This is a genomic window from Enterobacter cloacae complex sp. ECL411 (assembly GCF_021869665.1).
Lineage (GTDB): Bacteria > Pseudomonadota > Gammaproteobacteria > Enterobacterales > Enterobacteriaceae > Enterobacter > Enterobacter intestinihominis.
Window position 1 is genome coordinate 477,983 of sequence record NZ_CP091486.1, and the last position, 24,228, is coordinate 502,210.

Annotated in this window: 22 protein-coding genes; 19 read left to right on the forward strand and 3 right to left on the reverse strand. The window is 57.5% G+C overall.

Annotated features, from left to right (window positions below; translation table 11 throughout):
* The first annotated feature begins 153 nt into the window (after positions 1 to 153).
* From tamA to L3069_RS02335, 3 genes are read left to right on the forward strand one after another with little or no spacing between them, the layout of a single operon-like run.
* Positions 154 to 1,887: an autotransporter assembly complex protein TamA gene (gene tamA, locus L3069_RS02325; protein WP_022646850.1), complete on the forward strand. Its 1,734-nt coding sequence runs from the start codon at positions 154 to 156 to the stop codon at positions 1,885 to 1,887.
* Positions 1,884 to 5,660, forward strand: coding sequence for an autotransporter assembly complex protein TamB (gene tamB / locus L3069_RS02330; protein ID WP_038415163.1), 3,777 nt, complete (start codon positions 1,884 to 1,886; stop codon positions 5,658 to 5,660). Before tamA ends, tamB begins: the two co-directional genes overlap by 4 nt.
* 2 nt (positions 5,661 to 5,662) lie before the next feature.
* Positions 5,663 to 6,007, forward strand: coding sequence for a gamma-glutamylcyclotransferase (locus L3069_RS02335; protein ID WP_022646852.1), 345 nt, complete (start codon positions 5,663 to 5,665; stop codon positions 6,005 to 6,007).
* A 141-nt stretch (positions 6,008 to 6,148) separates the two neighbouring features.
* Here the strand turns inward: L3069_RS02335 and ppa are convergent, their stop codons facing one another.
* Complete coding sequence (gene ppa / locus L3069_RS02340; RefSeq protein WP_006810347.1) at positions 6,149 to 6,679, reverse strand: inorganic diphosphatase; 531 nt, start codon at positions 6,677 to 6,679, stop codon at positions 6,149 to 6,151.
* Positions 6,680 to 6,988: 309 nt separating this feature from the next.
* Between ppa and ytfQ the strand changes: the two genes are divergently transcribed.
* From ytfQ to L3069_RS02365, 5 genes are all read left to right on the forward strand, one after another.
* Positions 6,989 to 7,945 carry a galactofuranose ABC transporter substrate-binding protein YtfQ gene (ytfQ, locus tag L3069_RS02345; RefSeq protein WP_022646853.1) on the forward strand — a complete coding sequence of 319 codons (957 nt, stop codon included), beginning with the start codon at positions 6,989 to 6,991 and terminating at the stop codon, positions 7,943 to 7,945.
* A gap of 131 nt (positions 7,946 to 8,076) precedes the next feature.
* Positions 8,077 to 9,579: a galactofuranose ABC transporter, ATP-binding protein YtfR gene (gene ytfR / locus L3069_RS02350; RefSeq protein ID WP_063135891.1), complete on the forward strand. Its 1,503-nt coding sequence runs from the start codon at positions 8,077 to 8,079 to the stop codon at positions 9,577 to 9,579.
* 10 nt (positions 9,580 to 9,589) lie between these two features.
* Positions 9,590 to 10,615 (forward strand): galactofuranose ABC transporter, ATP-binding protein YtfT, encoded by a 1,026-nt coding sequence (gene ytfT, locus L3069_RS02355; protein ID WP_161177600.1) that lies wholly within the window; start codon positions 9,590 to 9,592, stop codon positions 10,613 to 10,615.
* Complete coding sequence (gene yjfF, locus L3069_RS02360) at positions 10,602 to 11,603, forward strand: galactofuranose ABC transporter, permease protein YjfF (RefSeq protein WP_023299180.1); 1,002 nt, start codon at positions 10,602 to 10,604, stop codon at positions 11,601 to 11,603. Before ytfT ends, yjfF begins: the two co-directional genes overlap by 14 nt.
* A 93-nt stretch (positions 11,604 to 11,696) precedes the next feature.
* Positions 11,697 to 13,265: a methyl-accepting chemotaxis protein gene (locus L3069_RS02365; RefSeq protein ID WP_038415166.1), complete on the forward strand. Its 1,569-nt coding sequence runs from the start codon at positions 11,697 to 11,699 to the stop codon at positions 13,263 to 13,265.
* A gap of 39 nt (positions 13,266 to 13,304) precedes the next feature.
* Here the strand turns inward: L3069_RS02365 and fbp are convergent, their stop codons facing one another.
* Complete coding sequence (fbp, locus tag L3069_RS02370; RefSeq protein WP_022646858.1) at positions 13,305 to 14,303, reverse strand: class 1 fructose-bisphosphatase; 999 nt, start codon at positions 14,301 to 14,303, stop codon at positions 13,305 to 13,307.
* 179 nt (positions 14,304 to 14,482) lie between these two features.
* Between fbp and mpl the strand changes: the two genes are divergently transcribed.
* Positions 14,483 to 15,856, forward strand: coding sequence for a UDP-N-acetylmuramate:L-alanyl-gamma-D-glutamyl-meso-diaminopimelate ligase (mpl, locus tag L3069_RS02375; RefSeq protein ID WP_022646859.1), 1,374 nt, complete (start codon positions 14,483 to 14,485; stop codon positions 15,854 to 15,856).
* A gap of 86 nt (positions 15,857 to 15,942) precedes the next feature.
* Here mpl and yjgA read toward each other — a convergent pair whose 3' ends face one another.
* Positions 15,943 to 16,494 (reverse strand): ribosome biogenesis factor YjgA, encoded by a 552-nt coding sequence (gene yjgA, locus L3069_RS02380; protein WP_003856072.1) that lies wholly within the window; start codon positions 16,492 to 16,494, stop codon positions 15,943 to 15,945.
* Between the two features lie 95 nt (positions 16,495 to 16,589).
* On the opposite strand from yjgA, the gene pmbA reads away from it, so the two are divergent.
* From pmbA to L3069_RS02430, 10 genes are all read left to right on the forward strand, one after another.
* A complete protein-coding gene (gene pmbA / locus L3069_RS02385; protein ID WP_023299182.1) occupies positions 16,590 to 17,942 on the forward strand; it encodes a metalloprotease PmbA in 1,353 nt (450 codons plus the stop codon).
* A gap of 42 nt (positions 17,943 to 17,984) precedes the next feature.
* Complete coding sequence (cybC, locus tag L3069_RS02390; RefSeq protein WP_022646861.1) at positions 17,985 to 18,371, forward strand: cytochrome b562; 387 nt, start codon at positions 17,985 to 17,987, stop codon at positions 18,369 to 18,371.
* A 310-nt stretch (positions 18,372 to 18,681) separates the two neighbouring features.
* Entirely contained in the window at positions 18,682 to 19,020 is a 339-nt protein-coding gene (locus L3069_RS02395; protein WP_026080657.1) for a PRD domain-containing protein, read from the forward strand.
* 10 nt (positions 19,021 to 19,030) lie between these two features.
* Positions 19,031 to 19,393: an SFCGS family glycine-rich protein gene (locus L3069_RS02400; RefSeq protein WP_006810339.1), complete on the forward strand. Its 363-nt coding sequence runs from the start codon at positions 19,031 to 19,033 to the stop codon at positions 19,391 to 19,393.
* 2 nt (positions 19,394 to 19,395) lie between these two features.
* Positions 19,396 to 19,695, forward strand: a complete 300-nt coding sequence (locus tag L3069_RS02405; RefSeq protein ID WP_006810338.1) for a DUF4312 family protein — start codon at positions 19,396 to 19,398, stop codon at positions 19,693 to 19,695.
* Positions 19,696 to 19,717: 22 nt separating this feature from the next.
* Positions 19,718 to 20,494 carry a DUF4311 domain-containing protein gene (locus L3069_RS02410; RefSeq protein ID WP_006810337.1) on the forward strand — a complete coding sequence of 259 codons (777 nt, stop codon included), beginning with the start codon at positions 19,718 to 19,720 and terminating at the stop codon, positions 20,492 to 20,494.
* A gap of 13 nt (positions 20,495 to 20,507) precedes the next feature.
* The gene (locus L3069_RS02415) at positions 20,508 to 21,149 is read left to right on the forward strand and encodes a DUF4310 family protein (RefSeq protein ID WP_003856081.1); all 642 of its coding nucleotides are present in this window, start codon (positions 20,508 to 20,510) and stop codon (positions 21,147 to 21,149) included.
* A gap of 42 nt (positions 21,150 to 21,191) precedes the next feature.
* On the forward strand, positions 21,192 to 22,325 hold the full coding sequence (locus L3069_RS02420) for an amidohydrolase/deacetylase family metallohydrolase (protein ID WP_038415168.1): 1,134 nt from the start codon (positions 21,192 to 21,194) through the stop codon (positions 22,323 to 22,325).
* Positions 22,309 to 23,427 carry a DgaE family pyridoxal phosphate-dependent ammonia lyase gene (locus L3069_RS02425; protein ID WP_038415170.1) on the forward strand — a complete coding sequence of 373 codons (1,119 nt, stop codon included), beginning with the start codon at positions 22,309 to 22,311 and terminating at the stop codon, positions 23,425 to 23,427. Before L3069_RS02420 ends, L3069_RS02425 begins: the two co-directional genes overlap by 17 nt.
* Positions 23,424 to 24,164, forward strand: coding sequence for a KDGP aldolase family protein (locus L3069_RS02430; protein ID WP_023299185.1), 741 nt, complete (start codon positions 23,424 to 23,426; stop codon positions 24,162 to 24,164). Before L3069_RS02425 ends, L3069_RS02430 begins: the two co-directional genes overlap by 4 nt.
* Positions 24,165 to 24,228: the final 64 nt, after the last annotated feature.

The following is a 24,228-nucleotide window of genomic DNA, read 5'->3' on the forward strand; positions in this document are numbered from 1 at the left end:
GATGAATGAGTCTAGATTTAATCATAAGAAATATTTGGGTGTTAGGCCCTTTTTCAACCCGTAATTTGGGTTTTTGGCTTTCAGGCCGTATTTTGCCGCGGAGCGGCACTGCATTTGCTTCCAGGGTGGAAACAGGGATATTCAGGAGAAAACGTGACAAAGATCCGCCAGTTATGTTTAGTCAGTTTAATGCTGACAAGCGGGATTGCCAGCGCGGCGAATGTCCGTTTGCAGGTTGAGGGGTTATCCGGGGCGCTGGAAAAAAACGTGCGTGCGCAGCTTTCCACCATCCAGAGCGATGAAGTCACGCCGGATCGGCGTTTTCGCGCGCGCGTGGATGACGCCATTCGCGAAGGCTTAAAGGCGTTGGGGTACTACGAACCCACCATTGATTTCGATTTACGCCCGCCGCCGGCTAAAGGACGTCAGGTATTGATTGCCCGCGTCTCGCCGGGAGAACCCGTCCTGATTGGCGGCACGAACGTGGTGCTGCGCGGCGGTGCACGCACGGATCGTGACTACCTGGATCTGCTCAGCAACCGCCCGAAAGTGGGCACCGTGCTTAATCACGGGGATTACGATCGCTTTAAAAAATCCTTAACCAGCGTTTCGCTGCGCAAAGGCTACTTTGACAGCCAGTTCAACAAAAGCCAGCTGGGCGTTGCGCTTGAACGACGTCAGGCATTCTGGGATATCGATTACGACAGCGGCGAGCGCTATCGGTTTGGCGATGTAACCTTTGAAGGATCGCAAATCCGTGATGAGTATCTGCAAAACCTGGTGCCGTTCAAAAAGGGCGACTACTACCAGTCTAGCGACCTGGGCGAGCTGAACCGTCGTTTATCTGCCACCGGCTGGTTTAACTCCGTGGTGGTGGCACCGCAATTTGATAAATCCCGTAAAACGAAAGTGTTACCGCTGCATGGCGTGGTCTCACCGCGCACCGAGAACACCATTGAGACCGGTGTCGGCTACTCCACGGACGTCGGCCCGCGTGTGAAAGCCTCGTGGAAAAAACCGTGGATGAACTCCTACGGTCACAGCCTGACCACCAGCCTCAGCCTGTCTGCGCCTGAACAGCAACTGGACTTCAGCTATAAAATGCCGCTGCTGAAAAATCCGCTTGAGCAATACTACCTCGTGCAGGGCGGCTTTAAACGTACCGATTTGAACGATACCGAGCAGGATTCGACGACGCTTGCGGTATCACGCTTCTGGGATCTCTCCAGCGGCTGGCAGCGCGCCATTAACCTGCGCTGGAGCCTTGACCACTTTACTCAGGCAAACGTCACCAACACCACCATGCTGCTTTATCCGGGCGTGATGATCAGCCGTACCCGCTCGCGCGGTGGCCTGATGCCGACCTGGGGCGATTCTCAGCGCTACTCCATCGATTATTCCAACTCCGCCTGGGGCTCAGACGTGGATTTCTCCGTCGTGCAGGCGCAAAACGTCTGGATCCGTACCCTCTACGATAAGCACCGCTTTGTGGTTCGCGGCAATCTGGGCTGGATCGAAACCGGTGACTTCGAACGCGTTCCGCCAGATCTGCGTTTCTTCGCCGGGGGCGACCGCAGCATTCGCGGCTATAAGTACAAATCGATCTCACCTGAAAACGAGAAAGGCCAATTGACCGGGGCCTCTAAACTGGCGACCGGCTCGCTGGAGTATCAGTACAACGTCAGCGGCAAATGGTGGGGCGCCATGTTTGTCGACAGCGGCGAGGCGGTGAACGACATCCGCCGCAGCGATTTCAAAACCGGCGCGGGTGTGGGCGTGCGCTGGCAGTCACCGGTCGGGCCGATCAAGCTCGATTTCGCCGTTCCGGTGGGCGACAAAGAAGAACACGGTTTACAGTTTTACATCGGTCTGGGGCCTGAATTATGAGTTTATGGAAGAAGATAAGCCTCGGGGTGCTGATTTTTATCGTATTACTGCTCGGTACGGTGGCATTTCTGGTGGGTACCACCACGGGCCTGCATCTGCTGTTTAACGCCGCGAACCGCTGGGTGCCAGGGCTGGAAATCGGCCAGGTGACGGGCGGCTGGCGCGATCTGCGCCTGAAGAATATTCGTTATGAACAGCCCGGCGTGGCGGTGAACGCGGGCGAGTTTCATCTGGCGGTCAAGCTCGGCTGCCTGCGGGATAGCCAGCTGTGCGTAAACGATCTGTCGCTAAAAGATGTGAATGTGGCGATAGACTCCAAAAAAATGCCGAAGTCTGAGCCTGTCGAGGAAGAGGACAGCGGCCCGCTGAATCTCTCCACGCCGTACCCGATTGCGCTCTACCGGGTCGCGCTGGATAACGTCAATATCAAAATCGACGACACGACGGTATCCGTGATGGATTTCACCTCCGGTCTGCGCTGGCAGGAGAAAAACCTCACCCTGACCCCAACCTCCCTGCAAGGGCTGCTGATTGCGCTGCCGAAGGTGGCCGACGTGGCGCAGGAAGAGATCGTCGAGCCGAAGATCCAGAACCCGCAGCCGGAAGAAAAACCGCTGGGTGAAACGCTGAAAGATCTCTTCTCGAAACCGGTTCTGCCGGAGATGACCGACGTGCATCTGCCGCTGAACCTCAATATCGAAGAGTTTAAAGGCGAACAGTTGCGTCTGACCGGCGATACCGATCTGACGGTCTTCAACATGCTGCTTAAAGTCAGCAGTATCGACGGCAACATGAAGCTCGACGCGCTGGATATCGATACCAACCAGGGGTCGGTAAATGCCTCAGGCAATGCGCTGCTGCGCGATAACTGGCCGGTAGATATTACCCTTAACAGCGCCCTGAACATCGATCCGCTGAAAGGCGAGAAGGTGAAGGTGAAAGTCGGCGGCGCGCTGCGCGAGAAGCTGGAGTTCGGCGTGAACCTCTCCGGCCCTGTGGATATGGTACTGCGCGGGCAAACCCAGCTGGCAGAGGCCGGTCTACCGCTCAACCTTGAGATTGTCAGCAAGCAGCTTTACTGGCCGTTCACCGGTGAAAAGCAGTTCCAGGCCGACGATCTAAAGCTGAAGCTGAGTGGCAAAATGACCGACTACACGCTGTCGTTCCGTACGGCAGTGAAGGGGCAGGGTGTACCGCCCGCCGATATTACTCTGGATGCGAAGGGTAACGAGTTGCAGGTTAACCTCGACAAGCTGACCGTGGCGGCGCTGGAAGGGAAAACCGAGCTGATCGCGCTGCTCGACTGGCAGCAGGCGATCAGCTGGCGCGGCGAGCTGAAGCTGACCGGGATCAACACCGCTAAAGAAGTCCCGGACTGGCCGTCAAAACTGAATGGTCTGATCAAAACCCGCGGTAGCCTGTACGGCGGCACCTGGCAGATGGACGTGCCGGAACTCAAGCTCACCGGTAATGTGAAGCAGAACAAAGTCAACGTAGAGGGCTCGCTTAAGGGCAACAGCTATCTCCAGTGGGTGATCCCGGGCCTGCATGTGGCGCTGGGCCGCAACACGGCAGATATCAAAGGCGAGCTGGGGGTGAAAGATCTCGATCTGGATGCCACCATCGACGCGCCAAATCTCGATAACGCCCTGCCGGGTCTTGGCGGGACGGCGAAGGGGTTAGTGAAGGTTCGCGGTACAGTGGAGGCGCCGCAGCTGCTGGCGGACATCACCGCCAATAACCTGCGCTGGCAGGAACTTTCCATTGCCCGCGTGCGCGTCGAAGGGGACGTGAAATCCACCGATCAGATCGGCGGAAACCTGGACCTGCGCGTGGAGCGTATCTCCCAGCCGGACGTGAACATCAGTCTGGTTACGCTGGCGGCAAAAGGTAACGAAAAGCAGCACGATCTCCAGCTGCGCGTGCAGGGCGAGCCGGTCTCCGGGCAGCTGCACCTGACGGGCAGTTTTGACCGCCAGGCAACGCGCTGGAAGGGCGTGCTGGATAACACCCGCTTCAGCACGCCGGTCGGCCCGCTGGTGCTGTCCCGATCCATCGCGCTGGACTACCGCAATGCGGAGCAAAAGATCAGCATTGGGCCACACTGCTGGACCAACCCGAATGCTGAGCTGTGCGTGCCGCAGACCATTGATGCGGGCGCGGAAGGACGCGCGCAGATCAACCTCAACCGTTTTGACCTGGCGATGCTGAAACCGTTTATGCCGGAAACCACCCAGGCCAGCGGGGTCTTCAGCGGTAAAGCGGACGTCGCGTGGGACACCACTAAAGAGGGACTGCCGCAGGGCAGCGTTACCCTCTCCGGGCGTAACGTGAAGGTGACGCAGGAGGTCAATGACGCGCCGCTGCCGGTGGCGTTCGACACCCTGAATGTGAACGCTGACCTGCGTAACAATCGTGCGGAACTGGGATGGCTTATTCGTCTGACCAACAACGGTCAGCTTGACGGACAGGTGCAAATTACCGATCCGCAAGGGCGGCGCAATCTCGGCGGCAACGTCAATATTCGCAACTTCAACCTGGCGATGGTGAATCCGATTTTCTCGCGGGGAGAAAAGGCGGCGGGGATGCTCAGCGCCAACCTGCGTCTGGCGGGGGATGCGCAAAGCCCGCAGCTGTTTGGCCAGATGCGGTTAAACGGCGTGGACATTGACGGTAACTTTATGCCGTTCGATATGCAGCCAAGCCAGCTGACGATGAACTTTAACGGCCAAAGCTCAACCCTCAGTGGCTCAGTGCTGACACAGCAGGGACAAATCAACCTGACTGGTGACGCAGACTGGAGCCAGCTCGACAACTGGCGCGCCCGTATTGCGGCCAAGGGCAGCAGGGTGCGTATCACGGTACCGCCGATGGTGCGCCTGGACGTGTCGCCAGACGTGGTCTTTGAGGCAACGCCGAGTCTCTTCACCCTGGACGGCCGCGTCGACGTGCCCTGGGCGCGCATCGTGGTTCACGAAGTGCCGGAAAGCGCGGTAGGCGTCTCCAGTGATGAAGTTATGCTCAATGAAAATCTGAAACCTGTTGAACAGAAGAGCGCTGGCATACCGATCAATAGTAATCTTATCGTGCACGTGGGTAATAACGTGCGTTTGGACGCGTTTGGGCTGAAGGCGAGACTCACGGGTGACCTGAAGGTGGCGCAGGATCAACAGGGGCTTGGCCTCAATGGACAAATCAATATTCCTGAAGGGCGCTTCCATGCCTACGGTCAGGATTTGATTGTGCGTAAAGGTGAGCTGCTGTTCTCCGGCCCACCGGATCAGCCGGTACTCAATATCGAAGCGATCCGTAACCCGGAAGCCACCGAAGATGATGTGATTGCGGGCGTGCGCGTGACGGGCTCCGCCGATGAACCTAAGGCAGAGATCTTCTCTGACCCGGCCATGTCGCAGCAGGAAGCGCTCTCCTACCTGCTGCGCGGCCAGGGTCTGGATAGCCAACAGGGCGATGGTGCGGCAATGACATCGATGTTAGTCGGTCTGGGGGTTGCACAAAGTGGTCAGGTTGTGGGTAAAATCGGCGAGACGTTTGGCGTAAGCAATCTGGCGCTGGACACTCAGGGCGTGGGTGACTCTTCGCAGGTAGTGGTCAGCGGCTATGTACTGCCGGGTCTACAGGTAAAATATGGCGTGGGGATCTTTGACTCACTGGCTACACTCACGTTACGTTATCGCCTGATGCCTAAGCTATATCTGGAAGCAGTGTCCGGCGTAGACCAGGCACTTGATCTGCTCTATCAGTTTGAGTTTTAGCAATGCGAATATTTGTTTACGGCAGTTTACGAACCAAGCAAGGCAACAGCCACTGGATGACCAACGCCCAGTTGCTGGGAAATTACACAATCGAAAACTACCAGTTGTACAGTCTGGGCCACTATCCAGGCGCGGTTCCGGGGAACGGAACGGTACAGGGTGAGGTTTATCGTATTGATAATGCTACGCTGGCCGAACTTGATGCCTTGCGCACCAGGGGCGGTGAATACGCTCGCCAGTTGATCCAGACGCCTTACGGCAGTGCATGGATGTATGTGTACCAACGTTCGGTCAACGGGTTAACGCTGATTGAAAGCGGTAACTGGTTAGACAGAGACCAGTTCTGAAAAACGACAGCGCCACCGTAAGGTGGCGTTATCGTTTTGCGCCTCTTGCTGATTGTAGGCCCGTGCAAGCGTAGCGCCGCCGGGCGCATCGAAAGGCACAAAAAAGCCCCGACGCGCGGGGCTTAGTATCAGCAGTAAGAATTACTTCTTAGCAGCACGCTCGAAAGAGGCGATGATTTCTGCTTTCGCCGCTTCTGCGTTATCCCAGCCTTCAACTTTAACCCATTTTCCTTTTTCGAGATCTTTGTAGTGCTCGAAGAAGTGGGCGATCTGCGCTTTCAGCAGCTCTGGCAGGTCGTTCACATCTTTAATGTGATCGTACTCTTTGCTCAGCTTGGTGTGCGGTACGGCAACCAGTTTCGCATCTTCACCCGCTTCGTCAGTCATTTTCAGCACGCCAACAGGGCGGCAGCGAATGACGGAGCCTGGCTGCAATGGGTATGGCGTTGGGACCAGTACGTCAACCGGATCACCGTCCAGAGACAGAGTGTGGTTGATGTAGCCGTAGTTGCACGGATAGAACATGGCGGTAGACATGAAACGGTCAACGAACAGCGCACCGGTGTCTTTGTCGATTTCGTATTTGATTGGATCTGCGTTGGCCGGGATTTCGATCACAACGTAGATGTCTTCTGGCAGTTCTTTACCCGCAGGGACGTTGAGTAAGCTCATGTCGGTGTCCTTTAAAATGGATGGTAAACAAGTGGCAGGTATTATAGCCAACTGGCGCTGAAAGTCTTCGCCTGTTTTCGTCTTATCTCCCTCGCGCTTTCACTTTTCAGACCGTTTCCATGACAGGATAATCCATAAACTCAGCCGCATTTTAAATGTGGAAATGAAAGCGATTACAAACTTGTGATTAACGTTTTATTCACTTTTCTGAAGTGTGATGTAACGCAATCCGTAACATATTCCATTGGCTATAGTTCATCAGCAGAACATCTTTTAACCAACAATAACCTACCCTACGAGGACGTTCATATGTGGAAGCGCTTACTTCTTGTTACAGCAGTTTCGGCAGCCATGTCGTCTATGGCGATGGCCGCACCGTTAACCGTTGGATTTTCGCAGGTCGGATCTGAATCCGGCTGGCGCGCCGCTGAAACGAACGTGGCGAAAAGTGAGGCCGAAAAGCGCGGTATTACCCTAAAAATCGCCGATGGTCAGCAAAAGCAAGAGAATCAGATTAAAGCGGTGCGCTCTTTTATCGCTCAGGGCGTGGATGCCATCTTTATCGCCCCGGTTGTTGCCACGGGCTGGGAGCCGGTGCTGAAGGAAGCTAAAGAGGCTGAAATTCCTGTGTTCCTGCTCGACCGTTCCATCGACGTAAAAGACAAATCTCTCTATATGACCACCGTCACCGCCGATAACGTGCTGGAAGGCAAACTGATTGGTGACTGGCTGGTGAAGCAGGTGGATGGCAAGCCGTGTAACGTGGTTGAGTTGCAGGGCACCGTCGGGGCGAGCGTGGCTATCGACCGTAAGAAAGGTTTCGCGGAGGCCATCGCCAAAGCACCAAACATCAAGATCATCCGTTCTCAGTCCGGCGACTTCACCCGCAGCAAAGGTAAAGAGGTCATGGAAAGCTTCATCAAGGCAGAAAATAACGGCAAAAATATCTGCATGGTTTACGCCCACAACGACGACATGGTGATCGGCGCCATCCAGGCCATCAAAGAAGCGGGCCTGAAGCCGGGCAAAGATATTCTCACCGGCTCGATCGACGGCGTACCGGACATCTACAAAGCGATGATTGACGGCGAAGCGAACGCCAGCGTGGAGCTGACGCCGAACATGGCGGGCCCGGCATTCGATGCGCTGGAGAAATTCAAGAAAGACGGCACCCAGCCTGAGAAGTTGACCATCACCAAATCCACGCTCTACCTGCCGGACACGGCGAAAGAAGAGTTAGAGAAGAAGAAAAATATGGGCTACTAAGCTCAGCCCCCCCTCACCCTAGCCCTCTCCCCGGAGGGGAGAGGGAAAAGGGCAGTTTGGGCAGAAAATTAAAGACTGGCACGAATAATCCCCTCTCCCCTCCGGGGAGAGGGTCAGGGTGAGGGGAAACCATGACCACCGAACAACACCAGGAAATCCTCCGCACAGAGGGCCTGAGTAAATTTTTCCCTGGCGTTAAGGCGCTGGATAACGTTGATTTCAGCCTGCGGCGGGGGGAGATCATGGCGTTGCTCGGCGAAAACGGGGCGGGGAAGTCGACGCTGATCAAAACCCTGACCGGGGTCTATCACGCCGATCGCGGCGCTATCTGGCTGGAAGGTAATGCTATTTCGCCCAAAAATACCGCGCATGCGCAGCAACTGGGGATCGGCACGGTCTACCAGGAAGTGAACCTGCTGCCAAACATGTCGGTAGCGGATAACCTGTTTATTGGCCGCGAGCCCAGACGTTTTGGCCTGCTGCGCCGTAAAGAAATGGAAGCGCGCGCCGCGAAGCTGATGGAATCGTATGGCTTCTCTCTCGACGTGCGCGAACCGCTGAACCGTTTTTCCGTGGCGATGCAGCAGATCGTGGCGATCTGTCGCGCTATCGATCTCTCGGCGAAAGTGCTGATCCTCGATGAACCCACCGCCAGCCTCGATACCCAGGAAGTGGAGATGCTTTTTACCCTGATGCGCCAGCTGCGCGATCAGGGCATGAGCCTGATCTTTGTTACGCACTTCCTCGATCAGGTTTACGAGGTAAGCGACCGTATTACGGTGCTGCGCAACGGCGGCTTTGTCGGCTGCCGGGAAACCCGCGAGCTGCCGCAGATTGAGCTGGTCAAAATGATGCTGGGTCGCGAGCTGGAGACCAACGCACTCCAGCGTGCGGGCCGCACGCTGCTGAGCGAAAAACCTATCGCCGCGTTTCACGATTACGGCAAAAAAGGGACCATCGCGCCGTTTAACCTCGAGGTACGCCCCGGTGAAATTGTGGGTCTGGCAGGGCTGTTAGGCTCCGGGCGCACCGAAACCGCCGAAGTGATCTTCGGGATCAAACCTGCCGACAGCGGAACGGCGCTGATCAAAGGCAAACCGCAAACGCTACGTTCACCGCATCAGGCGTCGTGCCTCGGCGTGGGCTTCTGCCCGGAGGACAGAAAAACGGACGGGATTATTGCCGCCGCCTCGGTGCGGGAAAACATCATTCTGGCGCTACAGGCCCAGCGCGGCTGGCTGCGTCCGATCCCTAAGCGCGAGCAGAACGCGATTGCCGAGCGCTTCATCCGCCAGCTCGGTATCCGTACCCCGAGCGCGGAACAGCCCATCGAGTTCCTTTCGGGCGGTAATCAGCAGAAGGTGTTGCTCTCGCGCTGGCTGCTGACCAAACCGCAGTTCCTGATCCTCGACGAGCCCACGCGCGGTATCGACGTGGGCGCGCATGCCGAAATCATCCGGCTTATCGAAACGCTGTGCGCCGACGGTCTGGCGCTGCTGGTGATCTCGTCTGAGCTGGAGGAGCTGGTTGGCTATGCCGATCGCGTCATCATCATGCGCGATCGCAGGCAGGTGGCAGAGATCCCGCTGGATAAACTGTCGGTTCCGGCGATCATGAATGCCATCGCGGCGTAAGGAGTCATATGTGATGTCCCGTTCTCTTTCGCAAACTGGCGAAGCGAAGCGCCGCTTCAGCTGGCCGACCGGCACGCCGCAAATCGTGGCGCTGCTGCTGGTGCTGCTGGTGGATAGCCTGGTGGCTCCGCATTTCTTCCAGATCGTCGTGCAGGATGGCCGCCTGTTTGGTAGCCCGATCGACATCTTAAACCGTGCCGCGCCCGTGGCGCTGCTGGCGATGGGTATGACGCTGGTCATTGCCACCGGCGGGATCGACCTCTCCGTCGGTGCGGTAATGGCGATTGCGGGCGCCACCGCCGCCTCGATGACCGTTGCCGGGCACAGCCTGCCGGTGGTTCTGCTGGCCGCGCTGGGCTCCGGTGTATTAGCCGGGCTGTGGAACGGCATTCTGGTCGCGGTGCTCAAGATCCAGCCGTTTGTCGCGACGTTGATTTTGATGGTGGCCGGGCGCGGTGTGGCGCAGCTTATCACCTCCGGTCAAATCGTCACCTTTACCTCCCCGAATCTTGCGTGGATTGGCAGCGGTAATTTTCTGTTCTTCCCGACCCCGGTGATCGTCGCGCTGGTGACGCTGGTGGTGTTCTGGCTTTTCACCCGCAAAACGGCGCTCGGGATGTTCATCGAAGCGGTGGGAATTAACATTCGGGCCGCGAAAAACGCCGGGGTAAATACACGGCTGATGGTGATGCTGACCTACGTGCTGAGCGGCGTCTGTGCTGCGATTGCCGGGGTGATTGTGGCGGCCGACATTCGCGGGGCGGATGCCAACAACGCCGGACTCTGGCTGGAGCTTGATGCGATCCTCGCGGTGGTTATCGGCGGTGGGTCGCTGATGGGCGGACGTTTTAATCTGCTGCTCTCGGTGGTGGGGGCGTTAATTATTCAGGGTATGAATACCGGTATTTTGCTCTCCGGGTTCCAGCCGGAGCTTAATCAGGTCGTCAAAGCGGTCGTGGTGCTTATCGTACTTATCGTGCAGTCGCCGCGCTTTATCACTCTCATTAAGGGGTTCCGCGGTCATGATAAAACGTAATTTGCCGTTAATGATCACGCTGGGCGTGTTCGTGCTGGGATACCTTTACTGCCTGACCCAGTTCCCGGGCTTCGCCTCCACGCGGGTGATTTGCAACATCCTGACCGACAACGCCTTTTTAGGCATTATCGCCGTCGGCATGACGTTTGTGATCCTCTCCGGCGGGATCGATCTCTCCGTTGGGTCGGTGATCGCCTTTACCGGCGTGTTCCTTGCCAAGGCGATTGGCTTTTGGGGCATTTCGCCGCTGCTGGCGTTCCCGCTGGTGCTGATTATGGGCTGCGCGTTCGGCGCCTTTATGGGGCTTTTGATCGACGCGCTGAAAATCCCGGCGTTTATCATCACCCTCGCCGGGATGTTCTTCCTGCGCGGCGTGAGCTATCTGGTGTCGGAGGAGTCAATTCCGATTAACCACCCGATCTACGACACGCTCTCCAGCCTGGCGTGGAAAATCCCCGGCGGGGGGCGCCTGAGCGCAATGGGGCTGCTGATGCTGGGCGTGGTGGTTATCGGTATCTTCCTCGCCCACCGTACCCGGTTTGGTAACCAGGTTTATGCCATTGGCGGCAGCGCCACGTCCGCGAACCTGATGGGGATTTCCACGCGCAGCACCACCATCCGCATCTATATGCTTTCGACCGGCCTTGCCACGCTCGCGGGGATTGTGTTTTCGGTATACACCCAGGCAGGCTATGCCCTGGCGGGGGTGGGCGTTGAGCTTGACGCCATTGCCTCGGTGGTGATTGGCGGTACGCTGCTCAGCGGCGGGGTAGGGACGGTGCTCGGTACGCTGTTTGGCGTGGCGATCCAGGGGCTGATTCAGACCTATATCAACTTCGACGGCACGCTCAGCTCCTGGTGGACCAAAATCGCCATCGGTATTCTGCTGTTTATTTTTATCGCGCTCCAGCGCGGCCTGACGGTGCTGTGGGAGAACCGCCAGAGCTCGCCTGTTACCCGTGTGAATACATCTTTAACAGGGCGATAACATGCTGAAATTGCTTAAACTCTAAACATTTTCCGGTAGCGGTCGATACTCTTTTTTTATGCCCAGAAATATCTCGCTACCGGAAATAACATCATGCTTAAAACGCTATCGATTCGTACCGGCTTGCTCTCTTTACTGGCCGTTATGACCCTTCTGCTGCTGATTGTCAGCGGCATTGGCATTTATGCCCTTACAAAAAGTTCCACTTCTCTCCAGCGCATCAATCATCTTCAGGGTGAACAGATGGTGCAGCTGAATGCCGGCTATACGCTGATCCTGCGCGCGCGTAACGAAGCGGGTCAGGCCGTCCGCATGATGGAGGTCGGCCTGCTGGACGATGCGGCCAGGGCGGTCAAAACCATTAACCAGGAAGTGGCGCTGGCACAGAAAACGCTCAAGGGCGTGATCGGCGGCGGCGTGGCGGATGAGCAGGGGCAAAAGCTGCTGGATAACGTCGCCTCGAGCCTGGCGGTGTACAACCAGCAGGGTATCAGCCCGATGCTGAAAGCCCTGAACGAGCAAAGTGCGGACGGCTATTACGATCTGCTGGAAAGTAAGCTGGTCCCGGTGGCGAAGCAGTTTGATAACGATATGCAGGCGTTCCAGACGTGGAGCGAGGCGCGCGGCAAAGCGGAGGTGAGCGCCGTGCAGGCGAGTAAAACCCGTGTGCTGATCCTGATTATCGTCGCGGCGCTGCTGACGGCAGGCATTATCGTGCTGGCCTGGCTGGTGCTGCGCCATATGCTGCTCAAGCCGCTTTCAGCCTCAATTGCCCAGCTGGAGCACGTAGCGGCCGGGGATTTAACCCACACCCTGAACGCGCCGGCGAGCCAGGAATTTAATCGCCTCAACGCGGTCATCGAAGAGATGCGCCAGTCGCTGATGAACTCCGTTCTGCGGGTGCGTGACGCCAGCTCGCAGATTGATACCGGCAGCCGCGAGCTGACGGCAGGGAACCTGAACCTGGCCCAGCGCACGGAATCCACCGCCACCTCGCTGGAACAGACGGCCGCCAGCATGGAAGAGATCACCGCCACGGTGAAACTTAACGCCGATAACGCCGGGCAGGCGCACCAGCTGGCGCAGTCGGTCTCCGATACCGCCGATCATGGCAGCGAAATGGTCTGCTACGTCATTGAGAAGATGCGCGACATCGCCGGCAGCTCGGCGCGCATCGCCGATATCCTGAGCGTCATCGACGGCATTGCCTTCCAGACCAATATTCTGGCGCTGAACGCCTCCGTGGAAGCGGCGCGCGCGGGCGAGCAGGGACGGGGTTTTGCGGTCGTGGCGGGTGAGGTGCGCAATCTCGCCAGCCGCAGTGCCGATGCGGCGAAAGAGATCCGCTCGCTTATCAGCGATTCGCAAACCCACGTGAACGAGGGCAGCGAACTGGCGCAACAGGCCGGTGAGACGATGGACGAGATCGCTACCGAAGTGCTGCGTATGACCAAACTGATGCGAGAAATTGCGACGGCGTCTCAGGAGCAGAGCCGCGGTATTGAGCAGGTTAACATTGCCGTCAATCAGATGGATGAAACGGCGCAACAAAACGCGGCGCTGGTTCAGCAATCCTCTGCGGCAACGCGTTCCCTGGAGGAACAATCGCGCGAGCTGATGGAGGCGATGGCATCCTTCAAACTGACGGCGCAAACGGCATGATAAAAATAGGGGAGCCTGTCGGGCTCCCCTATTTACGCGTTACGCGTCCGGGAATTCGCGGATCATGCGTTCAACGTCTTCCACCATGTGGTCGTTGCCGACAAAGAACGAACGGCGCTGGTGCAGGCTTTCCGGCACGATATCCAGAATACGCTCTTTACCGTCACTCGCTTTGCCGCCTGCCTGTTCGGCCAGGAATGCCATCGGGTTGCACTCGTACAGCAGACGCAGTTTTCCGTCCGGGTGGCTGGCGGTGCTTGGGTAGAGGTAAATACCGCCCTTCAGCAGGTTACGGTGGAAATCCGCCACCAGCGAGCCGATATAGCGCGAGGTGTACGGGCGCTGGGTGGCTTTATCCTCTTCCTGGCAGAATTTGATGTACTTCTTCACGCCATTCGGGAATCGGATGTAGTTGCCTTCGTTGATGGAGTAGGTATTGCCCTTCTCCGGGAAGCGCATGCGCTCCTGGCTCAGACAGAAAACGCCCAGCGACGGATCGTAGGTAAAGGCGTGCACGCCGCAGCCGGTGGTGTACACCAGCATGGTGGATGAGCCATACACCACGTAACCGGCAGCAACCTGCTTGCTGCCCGGCTGCAGGAAGTCTTCTTCCGTCACCGGTGTGCCAACCGGGGTGACGCGACGGTAGATGGAGAAAATGGTACCGACAGAAACGTTAACGTCGATGTTGGAGGAGCCGTCCAGCGGATCCATCAGAACAACGTATTTTGCGTGTTCACACCCTTCGAATACGACGATCTCATCTTCTTCTTCAGAGGCGATACCCGCAACGATGTCGCGCGCGCGCAGTGCTGCTTTCAGTTTTTCATTGGCGAACAGGTCGAGTTTCTGCTGAACCTCACCCTGAACGTTCTCGGCACCGCTGGCACCCAGGATATCGACCAGACCGGCCTTGTTGATATCGCGGTGGATGATCTTAGCGCCCAGCTTTATTGCCGACAGCAAAGCAGTGAGCTCACCCGTAGCATGAGAGAACTCGTGCTGCTTTTCGACAATAAATTCACCTAACGTTTTCATAACACTTTCCCTGCATCTTATGTTGAGTAAAGCGGTTGATGTCCAACAATCTTAACAAACATTCAAATATTAGCGCAGAGGTGAATCGCGCCAGCAAAATACGGATTTACCTGAAATGCGTTTCACAGCCGCTGACATGTGAGTAAAATGTGCGCCACATTGAAGAAGGATAGTGACGTATGCGCATTCATATATTGGGGATTTGTGGCACTTTCATGGGCGGACTGGCAATGCTGGCGCGCTCGCTGGGCCATGAAGTGACAGGTTCGGACGCCAATGTGTATCCGCCGATGAGCACGCTGCTGGAGAAGCAGGGGATTTCTCTGATTCAGGGATATGACGCCAGCCAGCTCGAGCCGCAGCCGGATCTGGTGATCGTTGGTAACGCCATGACCCGTGGGAATCCATGCGTTGAAGCGGTGCTGGAACGCAATATCCCGTACATGTCTGGCCCGCAGTGGCTGCATGACTTTGTCCTGCGCGACCGCTGGGTTGTCGCCGTTGCCGGGACGCACGGCAAAACCACCACCGCCGGTATGGCGACCTGGATCCTCGAAGCCTGCGGCTACAAGCCGGGGTTCGTGATCGGCGGCGTGCCGGGGAATTTCGACGTCTCCGCGCGTCTGGGCGACAGCCCGTTCTTTGTGATTGAAGCGGATGAATACGACTGCGCGTTCTTCGACAAGCGCTCCAAGTTCGTGCATTACTGCCCACGCACGCTGATCCTCAACAACCTTGAGTTCGATCACGCGGATATCTTTGACGACCTGAAAGCGATTCAGAAACAGTTCCACCATCTGGTGCGCATTGTTCCGGGTCAGGGCCGCATTATCCTGCCGGAGAACGACATCAACCTGAAGCAGACTATGGCGATGGGGTGCTGGAGCGAGCAGGAGCTGGTTGGCGAGCAGGGGCACTGGCAGGCGAAAAAGCTCAACGCGGATGCTTCCGAATGGGAAGTGCTGCTCGACGGCGAAAAAGTGGGCGAAGTGAAGTGGGGCCTGGTGGGTGAGCACAATATGCACAACGGCCTGATGGCGATCGCCGCGGCGCGTCACGTGGGCGTACTGCCTGCGGATGCCGCCAATGCGCTGGGTTCATTCATTAACGCCCGCCGCCGTCTGGAGCTGCGTGGTGAAGCGAATGGCGTGACGGTGTACGACGATTTCGCGCACCACCCAACCGCCATTCTGGCGACGCTTGCCGCATTGCGTGGCAAAGTTGGCGGCACCGCGCGTATTCTGGCCGTGCTGGAACCGCGTTCGAACACCATGAAAATGGGGATATGCAAAGACGATCTCGCGCCGTCCTTAGGGCGTGCCGACGAGGTCTTCCTCCTGCAACCGCAGCATATTCCGTGGCAGGTGGCCGAAGTGGCCGACGCCTGCATTCAGCCAGCGCACTGGAGTGCGGACGTGGATGTCTTAGCGGATATGGTGGTGAAAGCCGCACAGCCTGGCGATCACATTCTGGTGATGAGCAACGGCGGGTTTGGTGGGATCCATCAGAAGCTGCTGGACGGTCTGGCGAAGAAAGCCGCGGCCGCAGAGTAAAAAAAGGCCCGGTGGCGTTAGCGCTTCCCGGGCCTACATTATCTCTTCTCCCTCTCCCCTTTGGGGAGAGGGCTGGGGTGAGGGGTTTACTCTTCGTTCTCAGACAGCTCGCGCAGATACTGGAAAATCAGACGCGCAGACTTCGGCGGCTTATTCCCTTCTTTCTCTTTCTTCGCGTTACGGATCAAAGAACGCAGCTGCTGGCGGTCGGCATTCGGCCACAGGTTCAGCACTTCAGGTACCGCGTCATCACCTTGCTCGATCAGACGGTCGCGGATCTGCTCCAGCTTATGGAACAGCGCAACCTGCTGGTTGTGGCGGTTCTTAAGTTTATCCAGCGCCTGACGGATCGGCTCAACATCGCGCTGACGCAGCAGTTTCCCGATAAGCTGAAGCTGGCGGCGACGCCCTTCTTTCTTGATTTTCTGTGCCAGTTCAATGGCATCACGCAGATCCTGGTCGAGCGGGATCTTATCCAGCGCGTTCTTACCCAGTTCTACCATTTCTGCGCCAAGCTGTTTTAACTCTTCGGCGTCACGTTTAATTTCACTTTTACTGACCCAGATGATCTCATCATCTTCGTCTTCGATGTCATCACCGGGAACGTCGTCGAGCCAGTCTTCGGGCTGCTTAGTCATGTCAGGCTCCTTAAAAAAAGAGGCTAATGTTACCAGTTAAGACGCGCACTGAAAAACGGTTCTCTGTTAGACTTCACTTAACTCTCTCTTACAGTATGGCATTTGCGATGAAAGTAACCTCACAAGTTGAAGCGCAGCGTAAGATCCTGGAAGAAGCCGTCTCCACCGCGCTGATGCTCGCTTCAGGTAAATCAGATGGCGCCGAAGTGGCGGTCAGCAAAACCACCGGTATTAGCGTGAGCACCCGCTATGGCGAAGTGGAGAATGTAGAATTTAACAGCGATGGCGCGCTGGGGATCACGGTGTATCACCAGAATCGCAAAGGCAGCGCGTCGTCTACCGATCTCAGCCCGGATGCCATCGCCCGTACAGTGCAGGCGGCGCTGGATATCGCGCGGTACACCTCCCCGGATCCTTACGCTGGCGTGGCTGATAAAGAGCTGCTGGCGTTTGACGCGCCGGATCTCGATCTGTTCCATCCGGCGGAAGTGACCCCGGATGAGGCCATTGAGCTGGCCTCGCGCGCCGAGCAGGCGTCTTTGCAGGCTGACAAACGCATCACCAATACCGAAGGCGGCAGCTTTAACAGCCACTACGGCATCAAAGTGTTTGGTAACTCCCATGGCATGTTGCAGGGGTACTGCTCAACCCGCCACTCGCTTTCCAGCTGCGTGATCGCCGAAGAGAACGGCGATATGGAGCGTGATTACGCGTATACCATTGGCCGCGCGCTGGGGGATTTGCAGTCTCCGGAGTGGGTGGGAAAAGAGTGCGCCGAACGCACGCTGTCACGCCTCTCGCCGCGTAAACTCTCCACCATGAAAGCCCCGGTCATTTTTGCCAACGAAGTGGCAACCGGTCTGTTTGGTCATCTGGTGGGGGCGATTGCGGGTGGTTCGGTGTACCGTAAATCGACCTTCCTGCTCGACTCGCTGGGCAAGCAGATCCTGCCGGAATGGCTGACCATCGAAGAGCACCCGCACCTGCTGAAAGGGCTGGCCTCCACGCCGTTCGACAGCGAAGGCGTGCGCACGGAGCGCCGGGATATCGTTAAAGACGGCATTCTGACCCAGTGGCTGCTGACCAACTACTCCGCGCGTAAGCTGGGGCTGAAAAGCACCGGGCACGCGGGCGGCATTCATAACTGGCGCATTGCCGGACAGGGCCTGAATTTTGAACAGATGCTGAAAGAGATGGGCACCGGTCTGGTGGTCACCGAGCTGATGGGGCAGGGCGTGAGCGGTATCACCGGCGACTACTCTCGCGGCGCAGCGGGCTTCTGGGTGGAAAACGGTGAAATTCAGTATCCGGTGAGCGAAATCACCATCGCCGGCAACCTCAAGGACATGTGGCGCAATATTGTTACGGTCGGTAACGATATTGAAACACGCAGCAATATTCAGTGTGGTTCTGTATTACTGCCGGAGATGAAAATCGCCGGGCAATAATCCCCGTAAAAGCGTGATTTATAATAAAAAAGGAAGTGAGCAATGCGTAAACACCTGTTAGCGATCGTCGCGGCTTCAACGCTGGTTCTTGGCTCATCTGCGTTTGCTGCCGATCTTGAAGACAACATGGACATCCTCAGTCAAAACCTGAAGGTGGTGCAGAAAACCGACGATGCGGCGGAGATGAAAGACGCACTGACCAAAATGCGTGAAGCGGCGCTGGATGCGCAAAAAGCGACGCCGCCGAAGCTGGAAAGCAAAGCGGCGGACAGCGCCGAGATGAAAGACTACCGCCACGGTTTTGACGTGCTGGTCGGCCAGATCGACGGCGCGCTGAAGCTGGCGAACGAAGGCAAAGTGAAGGAAGCCCAGGCGGCAGCCGACCAGTTTGCGGCGACCCGCAACGCGTATCACAAAAAGTATCGTTGATAGTCTGGATGAGCGGGGCGCGTTAAGCATCCCCGCTCACACTCTTCTCCCTCCCCATAAGAAAACCTTATCCACGTCACATTTCTACGAGCCTGCTCGTAATCTTTTCCACTCCGCTTACCTGTTTAGTGCCGCGTAATAGCGTGATATTCATCACGTAAATCCAGCGATTAATCCAGATTCACCGCATTTATGTGGCACAGATCACTGCCGCGGCTCGCCTTTCCACTTCGAAGTGGAAAACAACTCGCTACAAACAACGCCCCCTCGACGTTAGTTTTATTCCAGAGCCATTAACGGGGTAAGACGAGTGATTAACGGAGCGGTAATGAACGACGTTGGGGAACAGGCGGTGCAAACAGAACAGCTCGCGAACACCATGCTTCAGCAGGTCTACGCCCTGCTGGCCCGGCACAACATCATCCCCAACGCGGTACAGGAGCAGATGCTGACCTCCCACGTTCGCGCAATGGCGCACCGGTCTGTGACCGGCGAGCCGCTGCCGGAGGTTGAAGCAGAGCTGTTCGACGAAATTTCACCAGATTCAATGCAACTTGCCCGTGAAGTGGTAGCGCAGTTTGGCAATCTTCCTGATGAAGAAGCCTGGCTGCTCTCCGTTCACTTCGAAGTCGCGAAAGACAACCTTTAAGGAGCAACACATGGAACAGATTACAGTCGTGATTGGCGATCGCCTGGGTAAAGGTCAGAAAGTGGCTGCGGGTGTGGAAAAAGCCGGCGGACGCGCGGTTGTCGTACCGGGCATGGCAGCGGATATGAAGCTCGGTGACGTGATGAAAGCAGAAAACGCCACCTTCGGGATCTCGTTCTGCGGCAGCGGCGGCGCGGGTGCCATCACCGCCCAGACCAAATACGGCTACAAGGCCAAATACGGCATGCGCTCCGTGGATGAGGGGGTGACCGCTATCAACGAAGGCTGCAACGTGCTGGGCTTTGGCTTTATGGATAAAGAAGAGCTGGGCGAGCGTCTGGTACAGGCGTGGCAGAAGAAATACGGCGCGTAAGCATGAAAGAACAGTTCACGACCACGGTGAGAGTGAAGGGGAAGGGCGACGCCAAAGCGCGCGCCTTTGCCGACGCCCTCAACCACGTACAGGCCGCGGTGATGAAAGCCTCACCGCATATCTTACTGCGTATTGAGCCACAGGATGTGCAGGTTGTTCAGGCGCAAGAAGCGGTGCGAAAAGAAGCGTTTTTGTTCTTCTTTCTGCGTCGGGAAAGACGCACCTACAGCGTGGAGCTGGATGTGACCGTCAACGTGACCGCCATCAATCTCGACCAGGTGGATTTCGTCACGCAACGCTGATTATTCATAAAAGGGCAGACTGATGTTCTTAATTATATTAATAAAATCGCTCATCATTGGCGGCCTGGTTGGCGTCGGTGTTGGAGCCGGGGCTGCACGCATGTTTCATGCGCCTACCACTCAGGGTATGGGCGCGTTTCGTACATTGGGGGAACTGAACTCCTGTGAAGGGGATCCGGCGTCCCACTTCTCCTTTGGGTTAGGTTTCTTCTTTAACGCCTGGGCCTCTTCCGTGGCCGCAGGTGCCTTCACACAGGACGTTGACCACCGCATCATCCCGAACTGGGGTGCTGCTGCATTGATGATCAAAAACCGTAACGTCGGTGAAACGCTGCATGACCCGCGCAAAATGGCGATTGCCTGCGGCATTATCGGCATGATTGTCGTGACCTTCCTTAACCTGACCGCCTCCTCCGTTCCGGCTGCGCTTCAGGTCACCGCCGTGAAGGTGCTGGTGCCTGCCGCGAACCTGCTGGTCAACACCGTGATGCCGGTGATCTTCTGGCTGGCAGCCATCGACGCGGGTAAAAAATCGGGCTTCTGGGCCACCATCTTTGGCGGCGCAGCGCAGCTGATCATGGGTAACGCCGTGCCGGGCCTGGTGCTGGGGATCCTGATCGGTAAAGGCGTGGAAGAGAGCGGCTGGAACCACGTCACCAAAGTGATGATGGCGGCGATCGTCCTGCTGTTTGTGCTGAGCGGCTTCTTCCGCGGCTTCGACATGAAGATGATCGAATCCTTCCATCTGACCGTGCCGAACTGGCTCGATATGATCCACAACTCGCTCAGCGGTAAATAACAGGAGCCTCGACATGGAACAGAATAAAGGTTTTTGGTATGCCGACTGGTCGTTCCCGATCTTCGTTGGCCTGCTCTCCTCCGGCGTCTTCGCCGGGACGCACATGTACTACCTCTACGGCATCGGCGCGTTTAACGAAGTGGCCTTCGTGGCGATGCTGAAAGCGGGAATCGATACCGGCGTTTACGGCGCGGTGGCGGCGTTCGGCGCAAGCTTCCTGTTCGCCCGTATCATCGAAGGGTCGCTGGTCGGGATTCTCGACATCGGAGGGGCGATCCAGACCGGCGTGGGCCTCGGCGTACCGGCGCTGCTGCTGGGCGCGGGGATCATGTTCCCGGTGACCAACTTTATTGCCTCGCTGATTACCGGCCTGGTGATTGGTCTGGCGATTGGCTACGTCATCATCCTGGCGCGTAAGTTCACCATCAACCAGAGTAACTCCACCTACGGTGCAGACGTGATGATGGGCGCGGGTAACGCCTCCGGCCGCTTCCTCGGGCCGTTGATTATCCTCAGCGCCATGACCGCCTCCATTCCAATCGGCGTCGGTTCCCTGGTGGGCGCGCTGCTGTTCTACATCTGGCAGAAGCCGATTACCGGTGGCGCCATCCTCGGCGCAATGATTTTGGGCTGGCTGTTCCCGGTCGCCCTTTAATACCTGCGGGCGCTTCGGTGCCCGCCTTATCAGGAGAACCCCATGTTTGATCTACTCCTGCGCCGTGCGCGCCTCGCCGACGATACCCTGACCGATATCGCCATTCAGGACGGGAAGATCGCCGCGACAGGCCAAATTGACGCTCCCGCTCGTAAAACGGTTGAGCTTAACGGTGTCGTGTTCGTCAGCGCGGGCTGGATTGACTCCCACGTCCACTGCTACCCGAACTCCCCAATTTACCACGACGAGCCGGACAGCGTGGGCATTGCCACCGGCGTCACCACCGTGGTGGACGCGGGCAGTACTGGGGCCGACGACGTGGATGATTTTTACGCCATCACCCGCAAAGCATCCACCGAGGTGTTTGCCCTGCTGAACATCTCCCGCGTGGGGCTGATTGCCCAGAACGAGCTGGCCAATATGACCAATATTGATGCTGATGCGGTGAAGCAGGCGGTGACGCGCTACCCGGATTTTATCGTCGGCCTGAAGGCGCGCATGAGCAGCAGCGTGGTCGGTGAAAACGGTATTACCCCGCTGGAGCGCGCTAAAGCCATTCAGAAAGAGAACGGCAACCTGCCGCTGATGGTGCACATCGGCAACAACCCGCCGAACCTGGATGAGATTGCCGAGCTGTTAAGCTCCGGCGACATCATCACCCACTGCTACAACGGCAAGCCTAACCGCATCCTGACGCCCTCCGGCGAGCTGCGCGCCTCCATTACGTCTGCGCTGAAGCGCGGCGTGCGTCTGGACGTCGGCCACGGCACGGCGAGCTTCAGCTTTGAGGTGGCGAAACGCGCCATCGCGATGGGCATTCTGCCGCACACCATCAGTTCGGATATCTACTGCCGCAACCGCATCAACGGCCCGGTCGGCTCGCTGGCAAGCGTGATGTCGAAATTCCTCGCCATCGGCATGTCATTGCCGCAGGTGATTGACTGCGTCACCGCCAACGCCGCAGACGGCCTGCGCCTGACGCGCAAAGGCCGCATTCAGCCTGGTCTCGACGCTGATCTGACGCTGTTCACCCTCAAACGCCAGCCGACGGTGCTGACGGATGCTGAAAACGACAGCCTGCAGGCTGAACACATTCTGGTGCCGCTTGCCGCGATCCGCGCGGGCAAGGGCTACATGACCGAACAAGGGAGCACGGAACATGCCTTCGATTTATGAGAAGTACAACTTAAAGCAGGTTATCAACACCTCTGGCCGCATGACGGCGCTGGGTGTCTCCACGCCGCGCCCGGAAGTGGTGCAGGCGGCGATGGACGGCATGAATCACTATTTCGAGATAAAGGATCTGGTCAATAAAACCGGCGAATACATCGCGAAGTTGCTGGAGGTGGAAGGCGCAACGGTGGTCTCCTGCGCGTCAGCGGGCATTGCCCAGTCCGTGGCGGCGGTACTGGTGAAAGACAGCGACTGGCTGCTGGAAAACCTGCACGTCACACCGATTGAGAACAACGAGATCGTCCTGCCGAAAGGCCACAACGTTAACTTTGGCGCGCCGGTAGGCACCATGGTAGCGCTGGGTGGCGGCAGGCTGGTGGAAGCGGGCTACGCCAACGAATGCTCTGCCGATCAGCTGGCGGCAGCGATCACCCCGCGTACAGCGGCTATCCTCTACATTAAATCGCACCACTGCGTACAGAAAAGCATGCTCAGCGTCGAGCAGGCGGCGGTGGTTGCGCGTAAACACGACCTGCCGCTGATCGTTGATGCCGCGGCGGAAGAAGATCTGCATACCTATTACCGATCCGGCGCCGATCTGGTGATCTACAGCGGCGCGAAGGCGATTGAAGGGCCAACCAGCGGCCTGGTGATCGGCAAAACCCAGTACGTTGAGTGGGTGAAGCGCCAGACGGCGGGCATTGGCCGCGCGATGAAGGTGGGCAAAGAGGGCATTCTTGGCCTGACCTGCGCCATCGAACACTACCTGACGGCCACCAAAGAGAGCGGGGCCGAGATGGTGTCGAAGATGACGCCGTTTATTGACGCGCTCAACACCCTGAACGGCGTCACCGCGCGCGTGGTCTGGGACAGCGCCGGACGCGACATCGCCCGCACCGAGATTAAGTTTGACGAAGCCACCACCGGCGTTGGCACCGGTGAACTGGTGAACGCGCTGAAGCAGGGCGAATACGCCATTTACTTCCGTGGCTATAAAGCTAACGAAGGGATTATCGAAGCGGATGTGCGCAGCGTGAATGCTGATCAGCTGAACATCGTGTACCGCCGTATTAGCGAAGTATTAGGACAGGAGAAAAAAGCATGAAACTGACCCCCAACTTTTACCGTGACCGCGTCTGCCTGAACGTGCTGGCAGGATCGAAAGCCAACGCCAGCGCCATTTACGAGGCGGCGGAAGGTCATGTGCTGGTGGGCGTGCTCTCCAAAAATTACCCCGACGTGGCGAGCGCCGTCGCGGATATGCGCGAGTACGCGGCACTGATTGATAACGCGCTCTCTGTGGGGCTGGGCGCAGGCGATCCGAACCAGTCGGCGATGGTGAGTGAAATCTCCCGCCAGGTACAGCCGCAGCACGTCAATCAGGTCTTTACCGGCGTGGCCGCCAGCCGCGCGCTGCTGGGGCAGAATGAGTCGGTGGTCAATGGCCTGGTCTCCCCGACCGGCACCGTCGGCATGGTTAAAATTTCCACCGGCCCGCTGAGCAGCAACGCGCCGGACGGCATTGTGCCGGTGGAAACCGCGATTGCCCTGCTGAAAGATTTCGGCGGCAGCTCAATCAAGTACTTCCCGATGGGCGGCCTCAAGTGCCGTGACGAGTATAAAGCGGTGGCGGAAGCCTGCGCCCGTCACGACTTCTGGCTGGAGCCGACCGGGGGAATCGATCTGGAGAACTTTGAGGAGATCCTGCAGATCGCCCTGGACGCGGGCGTGAGCAAAATCATCCCGCATATCTACAGCTCGATTATCGACAAAGCCAGCGGCGACACGCGTCCGGAAGATGTGCGTACGCTGCTGGAGATGACGAAGAAGCTGGTGAAGTAGAACCTGCCCCTCACCCCAGCCCTCTTCCCAAAGGGGAGAGGGTGTAATCGTCCCCTCTCCCCTT

Bases quoted from the DNA above. Each gene is read 5' to 3' on its own strand.
- tamB (WP_038415163.1), top strand. From the start codon at position 1,884: ATGAGTTTATGGAAGAAGATAAGCCTCGGGGTGCTGATTTTTATCGTA.
- mpl (WP_022646859.1), top strand. From the start codon at position 14,483: ATGCGCATTCATATATTGGGGATTTGTGGCACTTTCATGGGCGGACTG.
- ppa (WP_006810347.1), bottom strand. From the start codon at position 6,679: ATGAGCTTACTCAACGTCCCTGCGGGTAAAGAACTGCCAGAAGACATC.
- cybC (WP_022646861.1), top strand. From the start codon at position 17,985: ATGCGTAAACACCTGTTAGCGATCGTCGCGGCTTCAACGCTGGTTCTT.
- L3069_RS02405 (WP_006810338.1), top strand. From the start codon at position 19,396: ATGAAAGAACAGTTCACGACCACGGTGAGAGTGAAGGGGAAGGGCGAC.
- pmbA (WP_023299182.1), top strand. From the start codon at position 16,590: ATGGCATTTGCGATGAAAGTAACCTCACAAGTTGAAGCGCAGCGTAAG.
- L3069_RS02400 (WP_006810339.1), top strand. From the start codon at position 19,031: ATGGAACAGATTACAGTCGTGATTGGCGATCGCCTGGGTAAAGGTCAG.
- ytfQ (WP_022646853.1), top strand. From the start codon at position 6,989: ATGTGGAAGCGCTTACTTCTTGTTACAGCAGTTTCGGCAGCCATGTCG.
- L3069_RS02430 (WP_023299185.1), top strand. From the start codon at position 23,424: ATGAAACTGACCCCCAACTTTTACCGTGACCGCGTCTGCCTGAACGTG.
- yjfF (WP_023299180.1), top strand. From the start codon at position 10,602: ATGATAAAACGTAATTTGCCGTTAATGATCACGCTGGGCGTGTTCGTG.
- fbp (WP_022646858.1), bottom strand. From the start codon at position 14,303: ATGAAAACGTTAGGTGAATTTATTGTCGAAAAGCAGCACGAGTTCTCT.
- L3069_RS02365 (WP_038415166.1), top strand. From the start codon at position 11,697: ATGCTTAAAACGCTATCGATTCGTACCGGCTTGCTCTCTTTACTGGCC.
- L3069_RS02335 (WP_022646852.1), top strand. From the start codon at position 5,663: ATGCGAATATTTGTTTACGGCAGTTTACGAACCAAGCAAGGCAACAGC.
- L3069_RS02415 (WP_003856081.1), top strand. From the start codon at position 20,508: ATGGAACAGAATAAAGGTTTTTGGTATGCCGACTGGTCGTTCCCGATC.
- ytfR (WP_063135891.1), top strand. From the start codon at position 8,077: ATGACCACCGAACAACACCAGGAAATCCTCCGCACAGAGGGCCTGAGT.
- yjgA (WP_003856072.1), bottom strand. From the start codon at position 16,494: ATGACTAAGCAGCCCGAAGACTGGCTCGACGACGTTCCCGGTGATGAC.
- L3069_RS02425 (WP_038415170.1), top strand. From the start codon at position 22,309: ATGCCTTCGATTTATGAGAAGTACAACTTAAAGCAGGTTATCAACACC.
- L3069_RS02410 (WP_006810337.1), top strand. From the start codon at position 19,718: ATGTTCTTAATTATATTAATAAAATCGCTCATCATTGGCGGCCTGGTT.
- L3069_RS02420 (WP_038415168.1), top strand. From the start codon at position 21,192: ATGTTTGATCTACTCCTGCGCCGTGCGCGCCTCGCCGACGATACCCTG.